Consider the following 20,827-nt stretch of genomic DNA (forward strand, 5'->3'; position numbering starts at 1 on the left):
CCCGCTTTTAGTCGCAACTTCGGTGAAGAAAGATTGCAATATCATAATGTTTGTTAGCTGCTTTGAGATCGCGATATGCCTTGAAAATCTGGTAATCTTCTTTAGAGGTATTGTTTAAAATCTCATTCGCCGTATCGATCATTTGAAGATCATACAGGGTAAAGAGATACCCTTCCATCACATCATCGTTTTTTTCGCTTAACATCTCGAAAAGACGGATACGCTGCTCCGGAAGCATATTTTTCGACATGGCGTCGGAAAGGTCAACCCACTCTTCATTTTCAAGTTTTAAATCACTCAAAAGGGGGAGAAGTTCTTCATTACTTAGCGTAATTCCGTTTTCAGCCGCATTGATACGCTGAACGAAATCAAGCAGCGCAGCCTTTGTAAAAAAACGTTTATTTTTCATAATGGCACCGGCTGAAGCCGTTTTAACATACGTTTCATACGCTTTGGTACATACGATATCGCCATAACTCTCGCTGTGAGAAAGGATACTCTCCGCATCGATCTCACCCCGTTCAAAACGGTTCAGATTATTTTGGATCACAATGGATGCCGTATTGGGAAGATGAAATTTTTTGATCTCAACTTTTTTCTTCTCTTTGACATCGCGCATAAGTTCAAGCGCTTCATCAATCTTCTCATGCCCGACCGCACGGAGGGTCTCGTAGGGCATGATAATAGAATTATCGATCAATTTTCCCATTAATTTATAGGAATCGGTTTTGTATACATTATTACGTTCCCCCGAACCCAGCAGTGCACTTCTGAGCGCATCCACCATCTTTTCATGATCTTTGTTCAGCCGTCTAAGCTTAAAGTTGCCGACCAACGTGTAAACCATCATGTGTACAACACTCGCTAGGTACAGTAAGAGAACCGGAACAACGACCCAAAATGCGATCGGCATATTGGGAAATACCATCCCTAATAGTTCGAAAGAGACCGATTCCGTTGTGATGTTATACGCCGCAGCACCAATTAATACGATTAAAATTAGTGACGCAATGGTGTAACGCTTTAACTGCATAGCTGCTCCTCTTTACCCTTTATTTTTTTCAACGATAGGACGACATACGATACAATATTTTGCATGCGGTTTTACTTTAAGACGCTGAAATCCGATATCGTCTTCGCACATTTCACAAATACCGTACTGTTTCGTTTTAATCTTAGAGAGGGCATCCTCAATCTCCTGTAGCTCTTTGGCTTGCTGGGCTCCGATGGCATTTTCGACCATATTGTCATTGCTGACCGATGCATAATCCCCCTCATCATTGAGCTCAAGTTCACGTAACTGACTCATCTCAATTTCAACACCGTTGATATTTTTAATAATTTGAGCTTTGCGTGTTAATAATATTTCCTCGAAATAGTGCAGCTCATTATCTCTCATCAATTCTCCTCATTTATGGTACGGGTGGTTTGCTAACAGTGAATAGGCGCGATAAATTTGTTCCAGCAAAACAGTTTTGGCTATTTTATGACTAAAAGTCAACCCAGACAAACTGATAGCCGTATCGCATTGCTCTACAAAACTCTTTTCAAAGCCGTAGGCACCGCCTATAAAAAATTGCAACGAAATTTTATCACTTATAAGCTTACTAAATGCAAAACTATCAACCTTTTTCCCCTCAGGATGTAACGCAATCGAGTAATTTTTACCCAACATCGGTATCAAGAGCTTGGAATAAGCGGCTTGGGATGCCTCCGATCCGATTTGGTGCGCTTTAACGATCTCTTTGGGGAAAAGTTCAATATCGTCAAGTTTGGCAAAACGGGAGATCATCTTAATCTGTTCTTGATAAAGGGGATCGTACAAAGAGCGCTCTTTTTTGGCGATGGTTATCAGTGAGATATTCATCATTCTACCACCTCAAGACAGAGTTGCGTACACAATCAAGGGGATTTCTCATCCGATATCCTCACTTAAGAGCCCTGAGCCGATCACATGATAGGTGACGTATTTAAAGGTGTCGTTCAGCCTGACTCCACCGATGGCCGCAACCGGATGTTTCGACATTTTTGCCAAAGAATCGAGTTCTTCTCCCAATACTTTGGCATCCGATTTTGTTGACGTAGCACGGTACGCCCCTAAACCGATATAATTAAGATCCAGAGTGTTCGCAGCTGAAATCTCCTCGCGGTTATGGGTCGATAAACCGATAATCTTCTCCTCGCCTATCGCCATTTTTAACATTTTAATCGCGCGCTCGGGATTTGGATCAATTCGGATCAAATCTTCTTGTCCCAAATGAACTCCGTCACAAAACGGAACCAACTCGTAATGGTCGTTGATCACTAAAAAACCGTCCCATAAGCGGCGCAAAAGAATGAGGTCGTTTTTGATTTGTGTAATATCACCGTGTTTGTTTCGGTATTGGAGAATTTCACCGTTTCGCCCTTTTACCCGATCTACAAAAGCAGGCAAATCAACCCCCCGGCTGCGGAGGGTATCGGCGTCACAAAGAGCATAGAGTCGCATTAGGGGACAAGCAGTTTGAAAAGATCACTGAGGGTCTCTTTAAGTTCGCTACGGGGTACTACCATGTCGATAGACCCTTTTTCGAGTAAGAACTCGGCACGCTGAAACCCTTCAGGAAGATCGCTACCGATCGTTTGCTTGATAACACGCTGCCCTGCAAAACCGACCAATGCACCCGGTTCTGCAATGATAATATCCCCTAAAGTTGCAAAAGAAGCACTGACCCCACCCATCGTAGGATCGGTCAAAAGCGAAATATAAGGGAGTTTTTGTTGCGCTAGACGTGCCAGCGCCGCAGAGGTTTTAGACATCTGCATTAACGAAAAAGTACTCTCCTGCATCCGGGCACCGCCGCTGGCGCTGACAATAATGACCCCCATCCGCTTGTTGATCGCACGGTTGATGGCACGGACAATTTTTTCCCCTTCTACGGAACCCAGTGATCCCCCCATAAAGTTGAAATCAAATACGACCAATTGAACGGGTACTTCGTTGATCGTGCACTCACCGCTTACAACCGAAGAGTAACGCTCATTTTTAGCAAATCCCTCTTCAATCCGTGCAGCGTAACTTTTTTTATCCACAAAGCTCAGGGGATCGGTAGGGCGTAAATTGGCGTCAAATTCAACAAAACTACCTTCGTCTGCGATCAGTGTAAGACGCTCTTTAACACCGATACGGAGATGGAAACCGCATTTAGGACAAACATGATGCTGTTTCGCTATCTCTTTGTAATACATAAGCGATTGACACGCCGGACATTTAACCCAGTGGGAAGGGGCTTCGCTTTTGGTAGGTTGTTTTTTCTTTTCGGAGTCGCCGAAGAGGTTGAATAGACTCAAAAAATCTCCTTTTTTACAATCGCAAGGATACGTTCAAAAACTTTTTCATCCCGACTCAGCAGGATAATGCGGTCATTTTGAAACGTATAAAGATGGCGGCTCAGATAAAGACCCGCTTGAATATCGTATGGTCGCATTGTACCTAAAAATAGCACAGAGTTAGAGCAATGCCTTAACCATGGAACGTGCCGCTTCACGCCCGTCGTACGCTGCCGTGACTACCAAATCTGCACCGCGATAGCAATCGCCGCCGGCATATATCCCGGGTGTAGTGGTCTCATATTTCTCATTCACAACGATACCGCCCCAGCCGTTAACGGAGATGCCGTTTTCTGCTAAAAACGGAGGGACTGCCGGGTCAAAACCAAGTGCCATGATAATGACATCGGCATTGGCATTAAAATCGCCCCCTTTGACCTCTTCCATTCTCTGACGCCCGCTCTCGTCTTTGGCCCCGAGAATCGTTTTCGCCATATGGACCCCTATCGCTTTGCCGCTATCGCCAAGGATAACCTCTTTCGGAGAGGCATGGAAAACAAACTCTACCCCCTCTTCAATCGCATTTTTGTACTCTTTGACCGATCCGGGCATATTGTGAGCATCTCTGCGATAGTGGCAGCTGACATTTTTTGCCCCCTCCCGTTTGGCGGTACGGACACAGTCCATAGCGGTGTCTCCCCCTCCGACAACAACGACGTCGAGATCTTTGAAATCGAATTTCTTATCGTAGGAGAGTCCGAAGTTTTTACGCTGAATGGCCGTCAGATACTCCATTGCCGTGTAAACATTGGAAGCATTTTCACCGGCGATTTTTGCACTCTTGGATTTGGTTGCACCGATACCGATAAATACGGCATCGTGTTGATCGGCAATCGTATCAAATTCGATATCTTTTCCGACTTCACAGTTAAACACCAGTTTCAAACCGGCATCGACCAGCAACGCGACACGACGTTCAACAATTTTCTTGTCCAATTTAAAATTGGGGATACCGTAGGTCAGCAAACCGCCTGCACGGTCGCTTCGCTCATACATCGTGACCGCAATACCGGAGCGAAGCAGATAGGTTGCCGCTGAAAGTCCGGCAGGACCCGATCCGATGATCGCTACTCTTTTATCGGTCGTAATCCCCGGAAAATAGGGTTTCAACCCCTGTTTGAATCCCTCTTCGTTAATAAAAGTCTCAACCGAACCGATCGTAATGGCCCCGTAGCCGTCATTCAACGTACAATCCCCTTCGCATAGCCTGTCATGCGGACAGACACGCCCCATCACTTCAGGAAACGGCGAAGGCTCATTGGAGAGATTAAAAGCGAACTTCAAATCTTTTTCGGCAACTGCTTTCAGCCATTGCGGAATATAGTTGTGCAACGGACATTTGTTCAGACAAAACGGGTCACCGCACTGGATACATCGGTCACTCTGTGCCGTAGCATCTTTTTGCCCCATGGGCTCATAAATTTCGCTGAAATCTTTCAAGCGCTGTACGGCAAGACGTTTTGCCGGATCGATTCGTTCAATGGTTAAAAATTCTCTCATAAGTATTAGTCCCCTTTATCAGGATTAAGTGGCAATTTGGTTAAGTTTTTCGGGCGGACAAGCCAGAAGTTACGAATTTCAACACGGAAATTATTCAATAGGGTCTGTGCTTTTACACTTTCCGTCTCGGCAATATAATCTTTCAGGAGCCGTTTCAAATAATGTCGAGCCTCATCTCCGTCATCCGTATCAATACGGATTGCATCGATCAGCTCACGGTTCACGTTTTCAACAAAAGTATGGTTTTCATCATAAACGAACGCAAATCCGCCCGTCATCCCCGCACCGAAGTTGATCCCGGTTTTTCCTAAAATAACAACAACACCGCCGGTCATGTATTCACACGCATTGTCCCCTGTCCCCTCGACGATCGCAAGTGCACCCGAATTACGGACGGCAAAACGTTCGCCGACGGAACCGGAAATGAAGAGTTTACCTCCCGTTGCACCATAAAGACAGGTATTTCCGCCCGCACTGAACTCTTCGCCCTGATGCTGAGAACGGATGACAATTTTACCGCCGTGCATCCCTTTACCGATGTAGTCGTTGGCAACCCCTTCAAGATGAATCGATACGCCGTTGATCAAGAATGCACCCAATGCCTGGCCCGCTATCCCTTTGAGGTGAAGGCGGATCGTGTCGGGTTTAAGTCCGGCATCTCCGTAATACTGCGCGATTTCGCCGCTGATACGGGCACCGAAACTGCGATTCAAATTACAGATATCACGGGTAATGCGAACCGGACGTTCCGGATTTTTAATTGCATCCATCGCTTCGGTAAGAACATCTTTTTCAAATTGATTCAGATCGAAAGGTTCATTGCTAGCACTCTGGCAGGTATTAACCCCCTCTTCGCGATGCAATACGGAACTAAAATCAAATTTTTTCGCAAAATCAGTGTCGATAACGCGGAGCAGGTCGCTTCGCCCTACCAGCTCTTCCATCGTTTTGTACCCCAGCTTGGCCATAATGACGCGAACGTCTTCCGCCAGATAGGTGAAGTAATTGATCAACTGTTCTACCGTTCCGTCAAAATGGTTATGGCGCAATTTCTCGTTTTGCGTTGCGATCCCTACCGAACATTTATTGACATGGCAGATGCGAAGCATCTTACATCCGATAATAGTAAGGGCACCGGTACCGAAGGCATAACTCTCTGCACCCAAGAGTGCTGCTTTGACAACATCACGTCCGGTTTTGAGACCGCCGTCGGTTTGGAGATGGACGAGTCCGCGCAGGTTATTAACCTTCAGGGCGTTATGCGCTTCTGAAAGGCCGAGTTCCCACGGGTTCCCCGCAAATTTGATCGATGTCAGCGGTGCGGCACCCGTACCGCCGTCCCCTCCGGAGATGACGATTTTATCGGCATACGCTTTGGCTACACCGGCCGCAATAGTCCCCACGCCGGCCGCAGATACGAGTTTAACCGCTACCGTCGCATTTGGATTGACCTGTTTCATATCGAAAATAAGCTGTGCCAAATCCTCAATCGAATAGATGTCGTGGTGCGGCGGAGGGGAAATCAACGTCACACCCGGCATCGTATAACGCAGACGGGCGATCAAACCGCTCACTTTGTGCCCCGGAAGCTGCCCCCCTTCTCCCGGTTTTGCCCCTTGGGCCACTTTAATCTGAATCTCTTCGGCGCTTCGCAAATACGCCGGTGTGACACCGAAGCGCCCTGATGCAACCTGCTTGATTTTGGAGTTTTTCAACGTATCGAAACGGGCGGAGTCTTCTCCCCCCTCACCCGAGTTGCTTTGAGCGCCGATCGTGTTCATCGCTACCGCCATGCACTCATGCGCTTCCGGAGAGATCGATCCCAAACTCATCGCCGCTGAGGCAAACCGTTTAAAAATCGCCTCTTTCGGTTCCACTTCAGAGATATCGATGCTGGCTCTGTCCGAATGAAACTCAAAGAAATCGCGGATAAATTTTTGGCCGCGACCGTGGATCACCTGATTTAAACGATCAAAATCTTCACGTTTTCCGGTTTTGGAGACCCGGTGGATAGCATGAATGACGTCCGGATTGAAATCGTGATGTTCCTGTCCGTTGTAAAATTTATAAAATCCCCCTATTTTTAGCGGGAAAATGCGGTTGAATCCGTTGACTTCAAACGCCTCTTTGTGGTTTTTGGCCAAACGCTCATCGATATCTTCGTAGCTCAATCCCGGAATCAGCACATGCGATTCGCCGAAACACTCTTCAACCATCTCCCGGCTGAGTCCGATAATATCGAATAAACCGGAATTGCGATACGAGGCAATCGTTGCAATTCCCATTTTTGACATAATTTTCAAAAGTCCTGAATTAAGCGAATGGTGGACCGATTTAAACGCTTCCGAGGTACTGAGATCGGTGATATTTCTTTCGATACGTGCGGCCACCGTTGCAAACAACAAGCTCGGATAGACGGCGCTTGCACCGTAGGCGATCAGTGCCGCCGCACCGTGCGAATCGATCACTTCGCTCGAACAAGCAACGATCGATGCGAGATGACGAATTTTTTCTTTTAACAACGCACGGCTGATACGCCCTACCGCCATGACCATTGGGATGGTTTTGTGATCTTTATCGAATCCGGTATCATCCAAAATAACGATTCGAACTCCCTCTTCACGCACCGCTTTGATAACGTTCTCTACCAACGCTTCCAGGGAGTTTTTTAATCCCCCTTTGTAAGCAGTCGAAAAAACTTCATTGGAATAAAATGATTGGTATCTCGGTGATTTTTTATCACCAAACGATTTAAGGACATCAAGCTTCTCACGCAGAATAATCGGAGAGATCGCTTTCAGACGATTCGCATGGGAGGGGATCTCGTCCAAGATATTGTGGGTCTCACCGAATCCCGTATTCAAACTCATCACCACTTTTTCCCGGATCGGATCGATCGGCGGGTTGGTCACCTGAGCAAAACGCTGTTTGAAAAAATCGGTGAAATTTCTTTGTTTGTCGCTGAAAGCGGCCAAAGGGGTATCGTCGCCCATCGATCCGACCGCCTCTTTGCCGTCACGCATCATCGGTTCAATCACCTGCTCAATCACCTCCTGGGTGATGTTGAAATAGCGCTGGCGCTCCACCAGATTTTCGGTTTCGTAATCGCTGCGGGTAACGTACTGCTCGTCCACATGCTCTTGCAGATAGATCATCTGTTCATTGAGCCATTTCATATACGGGTTGGAAGATTTGAGATATTGGTTGATATCCTCATCTTTCAGCACTTTCCCGAATTTCAAATCCAACCCGATCATCTGCCCGGACTGGAGGCGTCCTCGCTCTTTGATCTGCTCTTGCGGAATATCGATCACTCCGTATTCGCTGGCGATCAAAAGGGTATCGTCATGGGTAATGATATACTTTGAAGGGCGCAGACCGTTACGGTCAAGAACGCAGCCGATGTATCGCCCATCGGTCAAAGAAAACGCCGCAGGACCGTCCCATGCTTCAAATACGGTGGAATGGTATTCGTAAAACGCTCGGAGTTCCGGATCCATATGGGGAGCATTCTGCCACGGTGCGGGGATAACGGCACGTGCCGCTTTGAAAAAATCCATCCCGTTGACGATTAGAAACTCGAAAAAGTTGTCGGCACTGGCGCTGTCCGATCCGCCCGGTTGAAGGATCGGAAGAAGTCGCGCGATCTCTTCAGGGGTGAAGACTTCACTTTTAATCGATTCGGATTTAACGGCGACGTTGAAGCGGTTTGCTTCGACCGAGTTAATCTCACCGTTGTGGGCAACGGCGCGAAACGGCTGGGCCAAACGCCATTTTGGAAGGGTATTGGTCGAAAAGCGCTGGTGGAAAAGGGAAAATGAGATTTTAAAATTTTCATTTTGCAGATCAGGGTAAAACTCCTTGATATGCGTCGGCATAATAAGCCCTTTGTACGAAATAACCCGAGAAGACATCGACGCAATGTAAAAATCTTCATCTTGAATCAATGCGTGTTCCGTCTCTTTGCGGCTCAAATAGACCAATGCGTCAAAACGCTGGCTCGCCATCAACGAGTTTGGGGTAATAAACAGGTGGTGAAATTCAGGAAGCGTTGCAAGTGCCTGCTGCCCCAACGCATTGGTATCGATCGGCACGCGACGGTCCAATACGACTTTCAAGTCGTTGTTGGCACAAATTTTCTCAAGAACGGCCAATTGGGAAGCGTCACGGGTAAATACCACCGCAACCGCATACATTTCAGGAAGTTCAATCCCCTGCTCAGCGGTAACGGCACGCATAAACTCATGGGGAATCGAGAGGAGCAATCCGCTTCCGTCACCGGTTTTCCCATCCGCTGCAACCGCACCGCGATGCATCATCCGCTCCAATGCGGTAATCGCATTCTCCAGATTTTCGTGTGAGGGACGGTTTTTAATGTTGGCGATCAAACCAAATCCGCAGTTATCTTTAAATGAACGTAATAAATCTCGATATTCCACTAGAGCATCACCTTTCACCGAATATTTTCGGCAAATTGTTATTTTTTAATATCTTTTTAAACATAAGTAGTTTAAAGAAGATGTAAATTTCCTTATTTTAACAACTGTTAGGTTAAAAATGATTAAAATGAGAAAGATTATAAAAAAATTCATGGAAAGCGTGTAAAGTAGAATCAAATATGCAGGGATTTATTATCAGGCTCAACCGTGCACGGGATGAGGATATGATCGTCACAATCATAACGGAAGAAAACTTACAGACCCTTTACCGTTTCTACGGAGCGCGGCACAGCCCCATCAATATGGGATTTAAAATCGATTTCGAAGTCGAACACTCATACAAAAGCTCTATTTCCCGATTGCGTGACGTCATCCATTTGGGGTACCCGTGGATGAGCCGCTATGAACGGATCCGGGTGTGGCAGCAGTTTGTCTCACTCTTTTACCCTCATCTGCACGATTCCGAAGAGATCGGAAGTTTTTATTTTGAGCTTCTCAGTGATGCCGCTTCCTGCTGGAGCGATCAAAATCCCAAAAGGGTTGCGGTCGAGTCGTACGTCAAACTTCTGGAGCATGAAGGGCGGCTTCATCGCCGGATGGAGTGTTTTTTTTGCGACAAACCGATTGAGAATGAGATTTCCCTGATCCGTGCATTTTTACCGGCCCATTCGGAATGTTCGCATACCCTCTCCTTTAACCCAAAAGGGCTTGAATGGCTTTATACCCATGCTTCTACCCTCTTTTTAGACGATAATGAGATTGATCGGTTGTGGTATGTCATGAATGAGGGGTTCTAATGGAACTGTTTTTGCTATACGTATTGCAAATTACCGATGAGGAGGTTGTGATGCGTAAGAATAAAGCCCTAGAAGCACTCTTCTCCAAATATTCAGAACCTGAGACTTCAAGAAATATCTATAACGGATCATTTTACACAGCCAAGAGGATCAAAGGGAGTTTAAGCGATTTATACCGTGAAGTCCAATCGGTCATCAACCGAAACGAACTCACGTTATATCAAAATAAAAATGCCGCCGAAATTGAAATTTCGATGATGCGAAATCGTAAACTTATCGAAACCGCGCGCTACACCCACCGTTAATCACAATCCATTAAATCTCGTAGTAATGGGGTTGATAGGCCTGATCGAGTTCGGAGAGTTTCATCGTAAAGAGGGTACGCATCTTCTCCTCGATATCACTCCAAAAATATTCCAGAATCAAACTTGAGCCGACATTGCCGTCAATCTTGTAAAACGGCCCGTCCAGTGCTTCGATAATTTCAATCACCTCTATCTCGTGAGCGGGGCGGGAGAGTTTGTATCCCCCCGACGCCCCTCGAATACTAATCACCAGATGGTTTCGCCGCAGCATGGAGAGGAGCTGTTCCAAATAGCCGTGCGAAATTCGCGTCATCGCCGCGATTTCACGCACCTGCATCATCCTACCGCCGGGCGCATGAGAGAGTACGTGCATGGCCGCGAGACCGTAAATCGCTTTGGAAGAGAGGGCTGCCATGCTCAGGCAAACGCTTTCGGAAAAATTTTCCGAACAATATAATAGATTTTACAGCCGACGCAATAGCCAAACAAAAGTTCCAAACCGGCACACGCCAAATAGATTGTCGCAATACTCATAACGCCCCATTGGATCCCCAGAAGATGGACGACCGCTAATGCAATCGTAAATCCGAGGCCGAAAAATGCAGCCAGACGCTTTGCCCCCGCATCTTCCATTTTGGACGGTATCGACAATTTTTTCTGGATCAGCAATGAGAGGTTCTGAATCGGGCTGATGTGTTTATAACCGTAGAGACGGAGGGCAAAATCAACCGCAAGCAACACCAAAATAGCCACCGAGTGGGTTATCAAAAAAGCGCTGACCGCACCGAAAACGAAGAGAGTATTAATCCGGACGACGGTTGCGTCTACCTGACGAAAAATCAATGGACATGCCTGAGCCATTGTAACTCCTTTTTTTTTGCCATGATAAAGGAATTTATTTTTATTGTCAAGTATTCATACTGTATTGATAAGGATTCAAAGTGTTTGCTGTGATGGAAAGGTGATGGGGAACGCTACCTCGGACGATTTATCAGGTTGTAAACTTTTTGAGCTACAATCGCGCCACTATTTTCCAACACAATAAGGGATTACTCCTATGAAAAAGCTACTGATGCTGTTAATAAGCGCTTTGATGCTCCAAGCCAATGACCTCTACGAGGGGGATCTCACGGCGCAAGAGGCGTATGAGATGCAGAAAAAAGGGGAAGCCCTCATCGTCGATGTCCGAACCACCCTCGAATTTATCTATACGGGGCACGGAGAAGGATTTGTCAATATTCCGGCATACGAGTGGACCTATATCCCCAAATCCATCGAAGATCGGGTGAAAAGTGCTGAATTCGAACTCAAAACTGATAAAGTCAAAGGGCACGCCGATACCCAAAAACTCTACGATGCCAAAGAGGTATTCAATAAAAGCTTTGTTTCTGATGTGATGAAGGCGATGAAACTCCGAAACGTCGGTGCAGTCATCCTCGTTTGCCGAAGCGGTCCCCGCTCAACCGCAGCGGCAAACCTTCTCGCCAAAGAGGGGATTAAAGCCTACAATCTCGAAAACGGATACATGTTCGGTTGGAAAGAGGCAAAACTTCCGTACGACGGATATTAATATCTGATGTTACGCACTTTTCGGGCAAAGCCCGCAAAGTGGCAGGGACAAATGTCCCTACAACCCCCTGAAGCTTCCCGCATCTTCCGGATGCGGGAGAGATAATCAATCTGATGCTATCTCCCTTTCTCCCAAGAACCAGACCCCTATTATGGCCACCGATAAAAAACCGGGCCGTTTGCACAAACCGTTATCTTCGGATCACGTCACTCTCTTTGACCCACAAATTTTCATTCTCACGTGTTGCCTGCCACTTGCGATTGACAAAGTATCCTGTAATCTTGATCCATTCTCCCGACTTTACCCCCGAGGTAAACGACCGCTGTGACTCCCACGTAAAAAGGGGCTTCCCCTCCGGGGCATCGTAGATCATCCCATCGATTTTCATCCGGTAAGCCGCCGGAGTTTTATCCGTAGCGGCGAATTTTTTTGGAGGAGTGAACGGTTTTTCTGCCGGATGGTTTTTCCGCTCAAGTTCAAGGAGACGTTTGAGCCGCTCCCGTTCGCTTTCATTCGTCGCGACCGGATGATTTTTCTCACTCGATGTTGCCGTTTGTTCAACTTTACACAGTTTTGGAGGGGGAAGCGGCAATTTTTTGGCTGAAGGGGGAGGAGTTTTGATTTTCACTGCCGCCGGGGGAGTTTCCGCCCCCTTTAGCTCTTTCAAATCGACTCTCCGGGCTTTCATTGCATGGATTTGCTTCTCTAGCTGCGCAATCGTGTTTTGCTGTTCCGCGATTTTTCGTATCGCGTCACGGCGCTCTTTGTCACACTTTTGGTGCACTGCCGGGGCAATTCCCGTAATCTGGCATTGCCCTGAGCGGCACTCTTCGTATTTTTGGCGCAATTTGGCCACTTCATTGAGAATAACATAGGAGTCGTTGGAGCCACTTCCGTACAACAACGATACGGCGCAGAGGGAAAGAATAATTATTTTCATACGATCACTTTTTAATAAGTTTTACACCCATTTCAAGATGGTGGGTGTAGGGAAACTGATCAAACAGGGCCATCGAAACGACGGTATGCGTTTGGGATAACTGTTCCAAATCACGCAACAGCGTCTCGGGATTGCAGGAGATATAAAGAAGATGCTCAAAGCGGGCGGCAAAAGTGCACGGCTCCTCTCCCAGACCGCTGCGCGGCGGATCGACGAAAAGGGTTTTAAGCCGGTAGTCGGAAACATCCAGCCCCTCCAGACGGCGAAATACACGCTCTGCGTCAAGGGCCTGTGTAAACTCCTCGGCACTGAGGCGGACGAAATCGATATTCCCGACACCGTTGAGTTCCATGTTCCGTTTTGCCGCCATGATAGAGGATTTGGAAATTTCGGTTGCCAGTACCCGATCAAATTTGGAAGCAAAAGGGATCGTGAAATTCCCCGCACCGCAATAGAGTTCCAATAAATCGCCCCCTATCCCCTCCATCTGATCCAATGACCACCCCACCATCTTTTCGTTAACGGTCGCATTGGGCTGGGTAAAACTGTTTTCGATATGGACGTAACGGTAATCGCGTCCCCGGATACGGAGTGTTTCGGTCACGAAATCCTGAGAAAGGATCACTTTTTGTTTGCGGCTTCGCCCGATGATATGGATCCCCAGTTCCGTTTCGATCCGACGTGCCGAAACCTGCCACTCCTCATCCAGCGCCCGATGATACAAAAAGCTCACCACCACTTCGCCGTTTTGCGTCGATAAAAAATCGACGCCGAAAAGGCGGTGTCCGATCCCCTCTTTGCGGATCGCTTCCAACAGCGGCCCCATCAGTTTGGCAATCGGTTCGGAGACGATGGAGCAGGAGGAGATTTTCACAACCCCCTGCTTGTCGGCACGGTTCATCGCATAAAAGATCTCCCCGTCGTCATGGTAGATTTTAAACTCGCTCCGGGAACGGAAATGTTCCTCCTTCGAGGTAAAAACATCGATCTCTCCCTGAAAATAGGGGGCAAATTGCTTTTGTATATTTGCTGTTTTCCAGGAGAGCTGGGCATCGTATCCCCCCTCGTAATGGCGGCAGCTTCCGCAAATTCCGAAATAGTCACAGTTCATTTAAATCCTTACAGGCCACGGGAATAAGCCCCCACGGCTACACTAACGCTAGGTTTTACTCGACGCGAAGCCCGCGCACCCCCGGCACTTTTCACACCATACTCATTTGACGCTGGCAATGAGGTTGCCGATCAGAAGATTCCATCCGTCTACCATAACAAATACCAGTATTTTAAACGGCATCGAGATCATGACCGGCGGAAGCATCATCATCCCCATCGACATCAAAATCGACGCGACGACCATATCGATGACCAAAAACGGCAGAAAAAGGAGAAATCCGATCTCAAATGCCGTTTTCAGCTCACTGATCACAAATGCGGGAATCACGATCGTAAGGGGAACTTCTTTGATCGACTGGGGATTTTCCATATGACGGATTCGCAAAAAGAGAGCCAGATCTTTTTCACGGGTATTGCGTACCATGAAATTTTTAAACGGATCGGTTGTTTTCTCAAATGCCTCGTCGTAGCTGATCTTTTTTTCGCTGTAGGGTTTGATCCCCTCATCGTACGCTTTGGTCGCGACCGGTTCCATAACGAAAACAGTCAGAATCAGCGCCAGCATCACCAGCAGCTGCGTCGGGGGGACCTGCTGTGTCCCCAGAGCCTGACGCAAAAATCCGAATACGATGACGAAACGGGTAAATGTCGTCATCACCAGCACCAGACTCGGTGCCAAAAACAAGACGGTCAGCATCAACAAAACATTGAGCGAGCTGACAACCTCTTCGGGACTTTCCGGGGCGGTAAGATTAAAACTCATCGCCGGTACCGGGTTGTCTGCACTCCACAGTGCCGTACCCATCCAGAGCAATACCATCAACAAACGTGCCAAATGATCACTCCTGAAATACTTTTAAAGAGGCGATAATACCACACATTAAGGGTGGTTCTCGTTTAAACAAGATAAAATAGCATCCATTATCCCTCTCTTTAGGAGCCACCATGAATCAACCCCTCTCCATTGTTATCCTCGCCGCCGGCAAAGGGAGCCGAATGAAATCCCCGAAAGCCAAGGTACTTCATGAAATCTGCGGACGGGAAATGCTCTATTTCAGCATCAAAGCCTCACGTGCCATCACGGATGACATCATCGTTGTTGTTGCCCACCAAAAAGATGCCGTTATCAATGCAATGGAGAGATATTTCACCGGAATCACCTTCGTCACTCAAGACTCCGAAAACTTCCCCGGCACCGGCGGCGCAATGATGGGGGTCAAGGCCAGATACGAAAACGTCCTCGTTCTCAACGGCGACATGCCCCTCATCACCCGCGCATCGGTGGATGCCTTTATGAACGCCAGCAGCGACATCGTCATGTCGGTCATCCCCCTCGAAGACCCCCGAGGATACGGGCGCGTCGTCATTGAAGAGGGAAAAGTGCAGCGGATCGTCGAAGAGAAAGACGCCACCGATGAAGAGAAACAGATCAATACCGTCAATGCCGGGGTTTATGCCTTCAAACATCATGTTCTGGACCGCTACCTCCCCCAACTCACCAACAACAACGCACAAGGGGAGTACTACCTCACCGACGTCATCGCCCTGGCCCATAGCGACGGGATGATCATCGCCCCCCTTAGCGTCGATGAAGCGGAGTTCAAAGGGGTCAATTCCAAAAACGATCTGGCCAATGCCGAAATGATCATGATGGATCGCCTCCGCCGCGAGTGGATGGAAAAGGGGGTCGTCATGCAGCTTCCCCACACGATCTACCTCGAAGAGGGGGTCACGTTCGAGGGGGAGTGTATCCTTGAAAACGGCGTCCGCCTCTGCGGAAGCACCCTCATCGCCGACTCCCACATTAAAGCCCACAGCGTCATCGAAGAGAGCACGATCCGCAACTCCGATATCGGACCGCTGGCCCATATCCGTCCCCAATCCTTGATTGCCGAAACCCACATCGGCAATTTCGTCGAGGTCAAAAAATCGACCCTGACGGGGGTAAAAGCGGGACATTTGAGCTATCTGGGAGATGCACTCATCGATGAGGGGACCAACATCGGTGCGGGGACGATCACCTGCAACTACGACGGAAAGAAAAAATACCGGACGATTATCGGTAAAAATGTTTTCGTCGGCAGCGATACCCAGCTGGTCGCTCCGGTCGACATCGCCGATAACGTCATTATTGCCGCAGGAACTACCGTCACGTCGGGGAGCTATGAGGGAGATATCCTCATTATCAGCCGTACACCGGTCAGAAAATTGGCCGGCTTTTTCACCAAATTTTTCGCTAAAGGTCTTTAATGGTCATCCCAGCCAACCTTCTGGAGGGTAAAAAAATCCTCCTCGGTGTCACCGGTTCGATCGCGGCGTACAAAGCACTTGAACTTCTCCGCCTCTACATTAAAGCGGGAGCCGAGGTGCGGGTCGTCATGACCCCTGCCGCCAAAAAATTCGTTACTCCGCTCAGTTTTGAGGCACTCAGCCGCAACCGCGTTCTCGATGATACCAACGAATCCTGGGCGGATGATTTCAACCATATCAAAACCTCCCAGTGGGCCGATGTAATGGTGATCGCCCCCGCCACGGCCAACACGATCGCCAAGCTCGCCAACGGAATCGCCGACACGATCCTCACCCAGTGCGCCCTTGCCTTCAGCGGCATAAAACTGATCGCCCCATCGGCCAATACCAACATGATCCAAAATCCGATGATTCAAGCCTCGATAAAAATGCTCGCCATCGCCAATTATGAAGTGGTATCTACCCAGACCAAAGAGCTTGCCTGTCAAGTCGTAGGAGAAGGAGCGATGGCCGAACCGCATGACATCTTTTTCGAAACGGCAAGAATAGTGCTCAAAGACCCATTTTGGGAAGACAGACGTGTGGTGATCACCGGCGGCGGGACACGGGAAAAAATAGATGAAGTGCGTTATATCTCCAACTTCTCTTCGGGAAAAATGGCAAAAGCCATTGCCCTCTCCCTCTACCTCAAAGGGGCGGATGTATGCTACATCACCACCAAAGGCAACGTTGGGCTTCCGAAAAGCATTTATACAATCGACGTAGATGATGCCAAAGAGATGTTGGAATATACCCAAGATGCACTTCGTGTCGCCAAAAAAGGGAAGATGAGCAAAGCCTCACTGAACACGACCGAAGCGATCAAACTGATACAAAAACGCCCCTTTTTGTTTATGGTCGCCGCTGTAGCCGACTTTACCCCCAAGTTTCCGCAACAAGGGAAGCTTAAAAAATCGATGTTAGGGGAGAATTGGCAAATTGAACTCCAACAGACATCGGATATTTTAAGCACGCTTTCCAAGGATCGGGAGGGTGTTACCACCATCGCTTTTAAAGCGGAAATGGATAGCGAAGAGGGGCTCAATAACGCCAGAGCCCTTTTGACGCAAAAAGAGGTCGATGCGGTTTGTTACAATTTTCTTGACGATGCCAAAAGCTTTGGCGGAGAAGAGAATAGCATTATATTTATCAGCAAAGAGAAGGAGATCGATTTGGGCCGCCATAGTAAATTTGACCTTGCCGAAAAAATTTTACAACAAGCCGAGTCTTTATGAGCAATCTACCCACCCATATCGCCATCATCATGGACGGCAACGGCCGATGGGCCTCCTTGCGCGGGTTAAACCGTACTAAAGGGCATGAAAAGGGGGCCGAAACGGTTCGTACCATTACCACCTTTTGCTCCAATCATCCCGAAATCAAACGGCTCACCCTTTATGCCTTCAGTACCGAAAACTGGAAGCGCCCCCGACTCGAAGTGGAGTTTCTGATGAAACTGCTCGAACGCTACCTCAAAAAAGAGCTCCCCATCTATCTTGAAGAGAATGTCCGTTTTGAACCGATCGGCGATCTCTCCCCTTTTTCGGCTTCGCTGCGCAAAACCATCACCCGCGTCGAAAAAGCAACCTCTCATTGCACCGGACTGATCCAAAGCCTCGCTCTCAACTACGGCGGACGCGATGAGATCGCCCGGGCAGCCGAACGTCTGAACCGCGATTCGCTTCCCATCACGGTAGAATCGCTGGGCGACGCCCTCGATAGCCGCCATGACGTCGACTTGCTGATCCGTACCGGAGGCGATTACCGCCTCTCCAATTTTCTCTTGTGGCAATCGGCCTATGCGGAGCTCTTTTTTACCGATACCCTCTGGCCCGATTTTGTCGAAGAGGAGCTGATAGCGATTATCGAAAAATTCAAAGGCGTCGAAAGACGTTTCGGAGGTTTACAGTGATCGAACTTATTTTTATCACCCTGCTGGGGACGGCGGTCGGATCGTTTCTGAATGTGCTGATCCTTCGGATTCCGAAAGAGGAGAGCATCTCTTTTCCCGCTTCACACTGCATGAGCTGCAATACCCCTTTGCGGGTTTGGCACAATATCCCCCTCTTTTCATGGCTCTTTTTGCGGGGAAAATGCAGTTTTTGCGGTGCGAAAATTTCATCCCAGTATCCGGTTATCGAAGCCCTTAGCGGATTGATTTTTCTCTTCAGTACCCTCAAACTGGGCATATCGTTTCAAGCCCTCACCACAGCCCTCGTCTTTGAGATGCTTCTGGCCCTCTCGGTGATCGATTTTCGATACAAAATGGTCCCCGACAGTCTCAATCTCCTCGCCCTCACCCTCGCCGTTGCGGGGGCAGGCTCGCTCGTACAGCTCGGCTATAACTTCACCCACGCCCTCCTTTTTGCCGGAGGATTCACCCTGCTGCGCTTTTACCTCTCCTATTTTCTCAAAAAAGAGGCGATGGGTGAGGCCGATATTATGATCGCCGCAACGATGGGGGCATTGCTTGGGGTACAGCTGGCGTTGGCGGCCATTTTTCTCTCCGCCCTTCTGGCCCTTCCGGCCCTTCTCCTGACCCAGGATGAGAGCGAAGATTCCAAACAGCTCCCCTTTATCCCCTTTTTGGCAATGGCGACATGGATCGTTTTGATGTTCGACACCTATGTCAGTACCTATATGGCGGGGCTGTATGGATAAATTGCGCAGCTATCTCCTCTCAAATTTATCGATCCTCTTTTATTCGATTTTTTTGCCGCTGTTTGCCATTGCCTCGGTCATTTTTATGATCAAACTGGCCACCTACACCTCGGTGATCCAGCTCACGATTGCGGAGATGGGGGAGCTCTACTTGTTCGTATTGCCCGAACTTTTCTTCTATACCCTCCCTATCGCGTTTGTCATCGGATCGGCACTCACCCTCTACCGCCTCTCTAACGATAACGAGATGATTGTCGTCTTTTCGCTGGGCATCTCCCCTTTGTACATCGTCCGGACCCTTTTCAAACCGGCATTTATCCTCTCGCTCTTTTTGTTTATCGATTTTTTGGTCGTCACCCCCTACATCAAAATCATCTCCAGCAATTTCGTCGACCAAAAAAGGGCCGAAGCCAAATTTAACCTCACCGCGTCCGAATTCGGCCACCATTTCGGCGACTGGATGCTTTTTGTCAACAAAAACGGCCCCGACAACCGAAATTTCAGTGATGTCGCCCTCTTCAACAAATCGATGAAAGAGGAGATCCTCATCATCGCCAAACAAGCCGATCTCATCAACGACGCAGGGGTGCTGAAACTCCGTCTTACCGACGGTGAGAGCTACAGCTACAATGACGACCTCTACAAACAGATGAATTTCAAAACAGCCTACATCAACGACGTCCTCAGTGCCGACATGATCGTCTACCGCGACACGTATGATTACTGGACCAACAACGAACTGCGCGAACGAAAAGATCAGCGTCTCGTGGTCAACTCCCTCCTGAGCCTCTTCCCCCTCATCTCGGTCTTTTTGATCGTCGCGCTGGGAGTGGTCCACGCACGCCATCAGAACCGCTGGATCTATCTGTGGATCTTCACCTCGATCATCGTTTTTTACGCCTCCTCGATCATCCTCCAGCAGTCGATCGGATTTCACACGATCTGGGTCGTTACCCTCTTGTGGCTCATTATCACCTATCTCTTTTACAACCGCCTGGTAGGGAGACGGTTTTGATCCGCCTCAAGATCACCGCCGCTTACAACGGCGCAGCCTTTATGGGTTCCCAGCAGCAAGCCACGACACCCCAGACCGTCATCGGCACTCTGATGATCGCCCTCAAACGGCTCCAGATCGACGCTTCCCCGGTCGCTTCGGGGAGAACCGATCGCGGCGTCCATGCGACCCATCAGATTTTTCACCTTGACGTCCCTGATTTTTGGGACAATACGACCCGTCTCAAAGAGATGCTCAACCTCCAGCTCCCCACCGCTTTGCGGATCAACCGGATCGAGATTGCCGATCCGCAGTTTCATGCCCGTTTCAGTGCAAAACAGCGTACCTACCGCTACGTCATCCGCGAAGGGATCCCCAACCCGTTTGAAGCCGATTTTGTCACCTTTGTACCCAAGCTGAACCGTGAAGCGATTGTCGATGCGATCGGCGCATTTGAGGGGATTCACGATTTCGATTATTTCAAAAAAAGCGGCTCCGACGTCAAACACCACACCCGTATCATACATCGGGCTTATGCCTACTCCTATCAAGGGCACTTTATCATCGTTTTCAAAGCCAACAGCTTCCTACGCTCCCAAATCCGCCTGATGGTCGGTTTTCTCCTGCGCATAAGCGAAGGGAAATCAACCAAAGAGCAGCTCATCGAACAGCTGGGCCGAGTCAAACGCCACAGCACCGATACCGCACCCCATAACGGCCTTTATCTGACACGCATTTCTTATTGATTATTCAAGTAAGTTTAGTGATTATGACTAAACATACTTGATACTTCTTGCATTATTAATACTATTTCGTTACAATCACAGCTCAAAATTTAACCTAAAAGGAT

At 48.4% G+C, this 20,827-nt stretch carries 22 protein-coding genes; 9 read left to right on the forward strand and 13 right to left on the reverse strand.

The features are described 5' to 3' along the window. Positions 1–7: 7 nt before the first annotated feature. From M0P91_RS05720 to gltB, 8 genes are read right to left on the reverse strand one after another with little or no spacing between them, the layout of a single operon-like run. Positions 8–1,033: a hypothetical protein gene (locus M0P91_RS05720; protein ID WP_295065537.1), complete on the reverse strand. Its 1,026-nt coding sequence runs from the start codon at positions 1,031–1,033 to the stop codon at positions 8–10. 12 nt (positions 1,034–1,045) lie between these two features. Further along, positions 1,046–1,399, reverse strand: a complete 354-nt coding sequence (dksA, locus tag M0P91_RS05725; RefSeq protein ID WP_295065539.1) for an RNA polymerase-binding protein DksA — start codon at positions 1,397–1,399, stop codon at positions 1,046–1,048. A gap of 9 nt (positions 1,400–1,408) precedes the next feature. After that, a complete protein-coding gene (locus tag M0P91_RS05730) occupies positions 1,409–1,870 on the reverse strand; it encodes a 23S rRNA (pseudouridine(1915)-N(3))-methyltransferase RlmH (RefSeq protein WP_295065541.1) in 462 nt (153 codons plus the stop codon). Between the two features lie 45 nt (positions 1,871–1,915). Further along, on the reverse strand, positions 1,916–2,488 hold the full coding sequence (locus M0P91_RS05735) for a thiamine phosphate synthase (RefSeq protein ID WP_295065543.1): 573 nt from the start codon (positions 2,486–2,488) through the stop codon (positions 1,916–1,918). Further along, positions 2,488–3,330 (reverse strand): acetyl-CoA carboxylase, carboxyltransferase subunit beta, encoded by an 843-nt coding sequence (gene accD, locus M0P91_RS05740; RefSeq protein WP_295065545.1) that lies wholly within the window; start codon positions 3,328–3,330, stop codon positions 2,488–2,490. Before accD ends, M0P91_RS05735 begins: the two co-directional genes overlap by 1 nt. Beyond that, complete coding sequence (locus tag M0P91_RS05745; protein ID WP_295065547.1) at positions 3,327–3,467, reverse strand: hypothetical protein; 141 nt, start codon at positions 3,465–3,467, stop codon at positions 3,327–3,329. The genes accD and M0P91_RS05745 overlap by 4 nt, the downstream gene beginning before the upstream one ends. A 22-nt stretch (positions 3,468–3,489) precedes the next feature. Next, positions 3,490–4,869, reverse strand: coding sequence for a glutamate synthase subunit beta (locus tag M0P91_RS05750; RefSeq protein ID WP_295065549.1), 1,380 nt, complete (start codon positions 4,867–4,869; stop codon positions 3,490–3,492). 5 nt (positions 4,870–4,874) lie between these two features. Continuing rightward, entirely contained in the window at positions 4,875–9,308 is a 4,434-nt protein-coding gene (gltB, locus tag M0P91_RS05755) for a glutamate synthase large subunit (protein WP_295065551.1), read from the reverse strand. A gap of 179 nt (positions 9,309–9,487) precedes the next feature. Here gltB and recO point away from each other — a divergent pair, with 179 nt between their 5' ends. Next, entirely contained in the window at positions 9,488–10,105 is a 618-nt protein-coding gene (gene recO / locus M0P91_RS05760; protein ID WP_295065553.1) for a recombination protein RecO, read from the forward strand. Beyond that, positions 10,105–10,410, forward strand: a complete 306-nt coding sequence (locus M0P91_RS05765) for a hypothetical protein (protein WP_295065555.1) — start codon at positions 10,105–10,107, stop codon at positions 10,408–10,410. The genes recO and M0P91_RS05765 overlap by 1 nt, the downstream gene beginning before the upstream one ends. Before the next feature lie 10 nt (positions 10,411–10,420). Here the strand turns inward: M0P91_RS05765 and M0P91_RS05770 are convergent, their stop codons facing one another. Then, a complete protein-coding gene (locus M0P91_RS05770; protein WP_295065557.1) occupies positions 10,421–10,825 on the reverse strand; it encodes an Rrf2 family transcriptional regulator in 405 nt (134 codons plus the stop codon). Positions 10,826–10,827: 2 nt separating this feature from the next. Continuing rightward, positions 10,828–11,271: a DUF4395 domain-containing protein gene (locus M0P91_RS05775; RefSeq protein WP_295065559.1), complete on the reverse strand. Its 444-nt coding sequence runs from the start codon at positions 11,269–11,271 to the stop codon at positions 10,828–10,830. A 196-nt stretch (positions 11,272–11,467) separates the two neighbouring features. Here M0P91_RS05775 and M0P91_RS05780 point away from each other — a divergent pair, with 196 nt between their 5' ends. Further along, positions 11,468–11,980, forward strand: a complete 513-nt coding sequence (locus M0P91_RS05780) for a rhodanese-like domain-containing protein (RefSeq protein ID WP_295065561.1) — start codon at positions 11,468–11,470, stop codon at positions 11,978–11,980. A gap of 190 nt (positions 11,981–12,170) precedes the next feature. Here M0P91_RS05780 and M0P91_RS05785 read toward each other — a convergent pair whose 3' ends face one another. From M0P91_RS05785 to fliP, 3 genes are all read right to left on the reverse strand, one after another. Then, positions 12,171–12,920, reverse strand: coding sequence for a hypothetical protein (locus M0P91_RS05785; protein ID WP_295065563.1), 750 nt, complete (start codon positions 12,918–12,920; stop codon positions 12,171–12,173). 4 nt (positions 12,921–12,924) lie between these two features. Next, positions 12,925–14,031: a tRNA (uridine(54)-C5)-methyltransferase TrmA gene (gene trmA / locus M0P91_RS05790; RefSeq protein WP_295065565.1), complete on the reverse strand. Its 1,107-nt coding sequence runs from the start codon at positions 14,029–14,031 to the stop codon at positions 12,925–12,927. Between the two features lie 102 nt (positions 14,032–14,133). After that, complete coding sequence (fliP, locus tag M0P91_RS05795; protein ID WP_295065620.1) at positions 14,134–14,853, reverse strand: flagellar type III secretion system pore protein FliP; 720 nt, start codon at positions 14,851–14,853, stop codon at positions 14,134–14,136. 125 nt (positions 14,854–14,978) lie between these two features. Between fliP and glmU the strand changes: the two genes are divergently transcribed. Genes glmU through truA form a run of 6 tightly spaced genes read left to right on the forward strand, consistent with a single transcriptional unit; the run spans position 14,979 to position 20,723 of the window. Further along, on the forward strand, positions 14,979–16,283 hold the full coding sequence (gene glmU / locus M0P91_RS05800; RefSeq protein ID WP_295065567.1) for a bifunctional UDP-N-acetylglucosamine diphosphorylase/glucosamine-1-phosphate N-acetyltransferase GlmU: 1,305 nt from the start codon (positions 14,979–14,981) through the stop codon (positions 16,281–16,283). Next, positions 16,283–17,557: a bifunctional phosphopantothenoylcysteine decarboxylase/phosphopantothenate--cysteine ligase CoaBC gene (gene coaBC / locus M0P91_RS05805; protein WP_295065569.1), complete on the forward strand. Its 1,275-nt coding sequence runs from the start codon at positions 16,283–16,285 to the stop codon at positions 17,555–17,557. Before glmU ends, coaBC begins: the two co-directional genes overlap by 1 nt. Then, positions 17,554–18,234, forward strand: coding sequence for a polyprenyl diphosphate synthase (uppS, locus tag M0P91_RS05810; protein ID WP_295065571.1), 681 nt, complete (start codon positions 17,554–17,556; stop codon positions 18,232–18,234). Before coaBC ends, uppS begins: the two co-directional genes overlap by 4 nt. Next, positions 18,234–18,983 carry an A24 family peptidase gene (locus tag M0P91_RS05815; protein ID WP_295065622.1) on the forward strand — a complete coding sequence of 250 codons (750 nt, stop codon included), beginning with the start codon at positions 18,234–18,236 and terminating at the stop codon, positions 18,981–18,983. The genes uppS and M0P91_RS05815 overlap by 1 nt, the downstream gene beginning before the upstream one ends. After that, positions 18,976–19,998, forward strand: coding sequence for an LptF/LptG family permease (locus M0P91_RS05820; protein ID WP_295065573.1), 1,023 nt, complete (start codon positions 18,976–18,978; stop codon positions 19,996–19,998). The genes M0P91_RS05815 and M0P91_RS05820 overlap by 8 nt, the downstream gene beginning before the upstream one ends. Next, a complete protein-coding gene (gene truA, locus M0P91_RS05825) occupies positions 19,995–20,723 on the forward strand; it encodes a tRNA pseudouridine(38-40) synthase TruA (RefSeq protein ID WP_295065575.1) in 729 nt (242 codons plus the stop codon). The genes M0P91_RS05820 and truA overlap by 4 nt, the downstream gene beginning before the upstream one ends. Positions 20,724–20,827 lie beyond the last annotated feature (104 nt).

Origin of the sequence: Sulfuricurvum sp., assembly GCF_023229695.1 — a bacterium.
GTDB lineage: Bacteria > Campylobacterota > Campylobacteria > Campylobacterales > Sulfurimonadaceae > Sulfuricurvum.

What these genes read in the sequence shown, in the direction of transcription:
- M0P91_RS05720 (WP_295065537.1), bottom strand. Translation starts at nt 1,033, where the DNA reads ATGCAGTTAAAGCGTTACACCATTGCGTCACTAATTTTAATCGTATTA.
- dksA (WP_295065539.1), bottom strand. Translation starts at nt 1,399, where the DNA reads ATGAGAGATAATGAGCTGCACTATTTCGAGGAAATATTATTAACACGC.
- M0P91_RS05730 (WP_295065541.1), bottom strand. Translation starts at nt 1,870, where the DNA reads ATGATGAATATCTCACTGATAACCATCGCCAAAAAAGAGCGCTCTTTG.
- M0P91_RS05735 (WP_295065543.1), bottom strand. Translation starts at nt 2,488, where the DNA reads ATGCGACTCTATGCTCTTTGTGACGCCGATACCCTCCGCAGCCGGGGG.
- M0P91_RS05745 (WP_295065547.1), bottom strand. Translation starts at nt 3,467, where the DNA reads ATGCGACCATACGATATTCAAGCGGGTCTTTATCTGAGCCGCCATCTT.
- M0P91_RS05750 (WP_295065549.1), bottom strand. Translation starts at nt 4,869, where the DNA reads ATGAGAGAATTTTTAACCATTGAACGAATCGATCCGGCAAAACGTCTT.
- recO (WP_295065553.1), top strand. Translation starts at nt 9,488, where the DNA reads ATGCAGGGATTTATTATCAGGCTCAACCGTGCACGGGATGAGGATATG.
- M0P91_RS05765 (WP_295065555.1), top strand. Translation starts at nt 10,105, where the DNA reads ATGGAACTGTTTTTGCTATACGTATTGCAAATTACCGATGAGGAGGTT.
- M0P91_RS05770 (WP_295065557.1), bottom strand. Translation starts at nt 10,825, where the DNA reads ATGGCAGCCCTCTCTTCCAAAGCGATTTACGGTCTCGCGGCCATGCAC.
- M0P91_RS05775 (WP_295065559.1), bottom strand. Translation starts at nt 11,271, where the DNA reads ATGGCTCAGGCATGTCCATTGATTTTTCGTCAGGTAGACGCAACCGTC.
- M0P91_RS05780 (WP_295065561.1), top strand. Translation starts at nt 11,468, where the DNA reads ATGAAAAAGCTACTGATGCTGTTAATAAGCGCTTTGATGCTCCAAGCC.
- M0P91_RS05785 (WP_295065563.1), bottom strand. Translation starts at nt 12,920, where the DNA reads ATGAAAATAATTATTCTTTCCCTCTGCGCCGTATCGTTGTTGTACGGA.
- trmA (WP_295065565.1), bottom strand. Translation starts at nt 14,031, where the DNA reads ATGAACTGTGACTATTTCGGAATTTGCGGAAGCTGCCGCCATTACGAG.
- fliP (WP_295065620.1), bottom strand. Translation starts at nt 14,853, where the DNA reads ATGGTATTGCTCTGGATGGGTACGGCACTGTGGAGTGCAGACAACCCG.
- glmU (WP_295065567.1), top strand. Translation starts at nt 14,979, where the DNA reads ATGAATCAACCCCTCTCCATTGTTATCCTCGCCGCCGGCAAAGGGAGC.
- coaBC (WP_295065569.1), top strand. Translation starts at nt 16,283, where the DNA reads ATGGTCATCCCAGCCAACCTTCTGGAGGGTAAAAAAATCCTCCTCGGT.
- uppS (WP_295065571.1), top strand. Translation starts at nt 17,554, where the DNA reads ATGAGCAATCTACCCACCCATATCGCCATCATCATGGACGGCAACGGC.
- M0P91_RS05820 (WP_295065573.1), top strand. Translation starts at nt 18,976, where the DNA reads ATGGATAAATTGCGCAGCTATCTCCTCTCAAATTTATCGATCCTCTTT.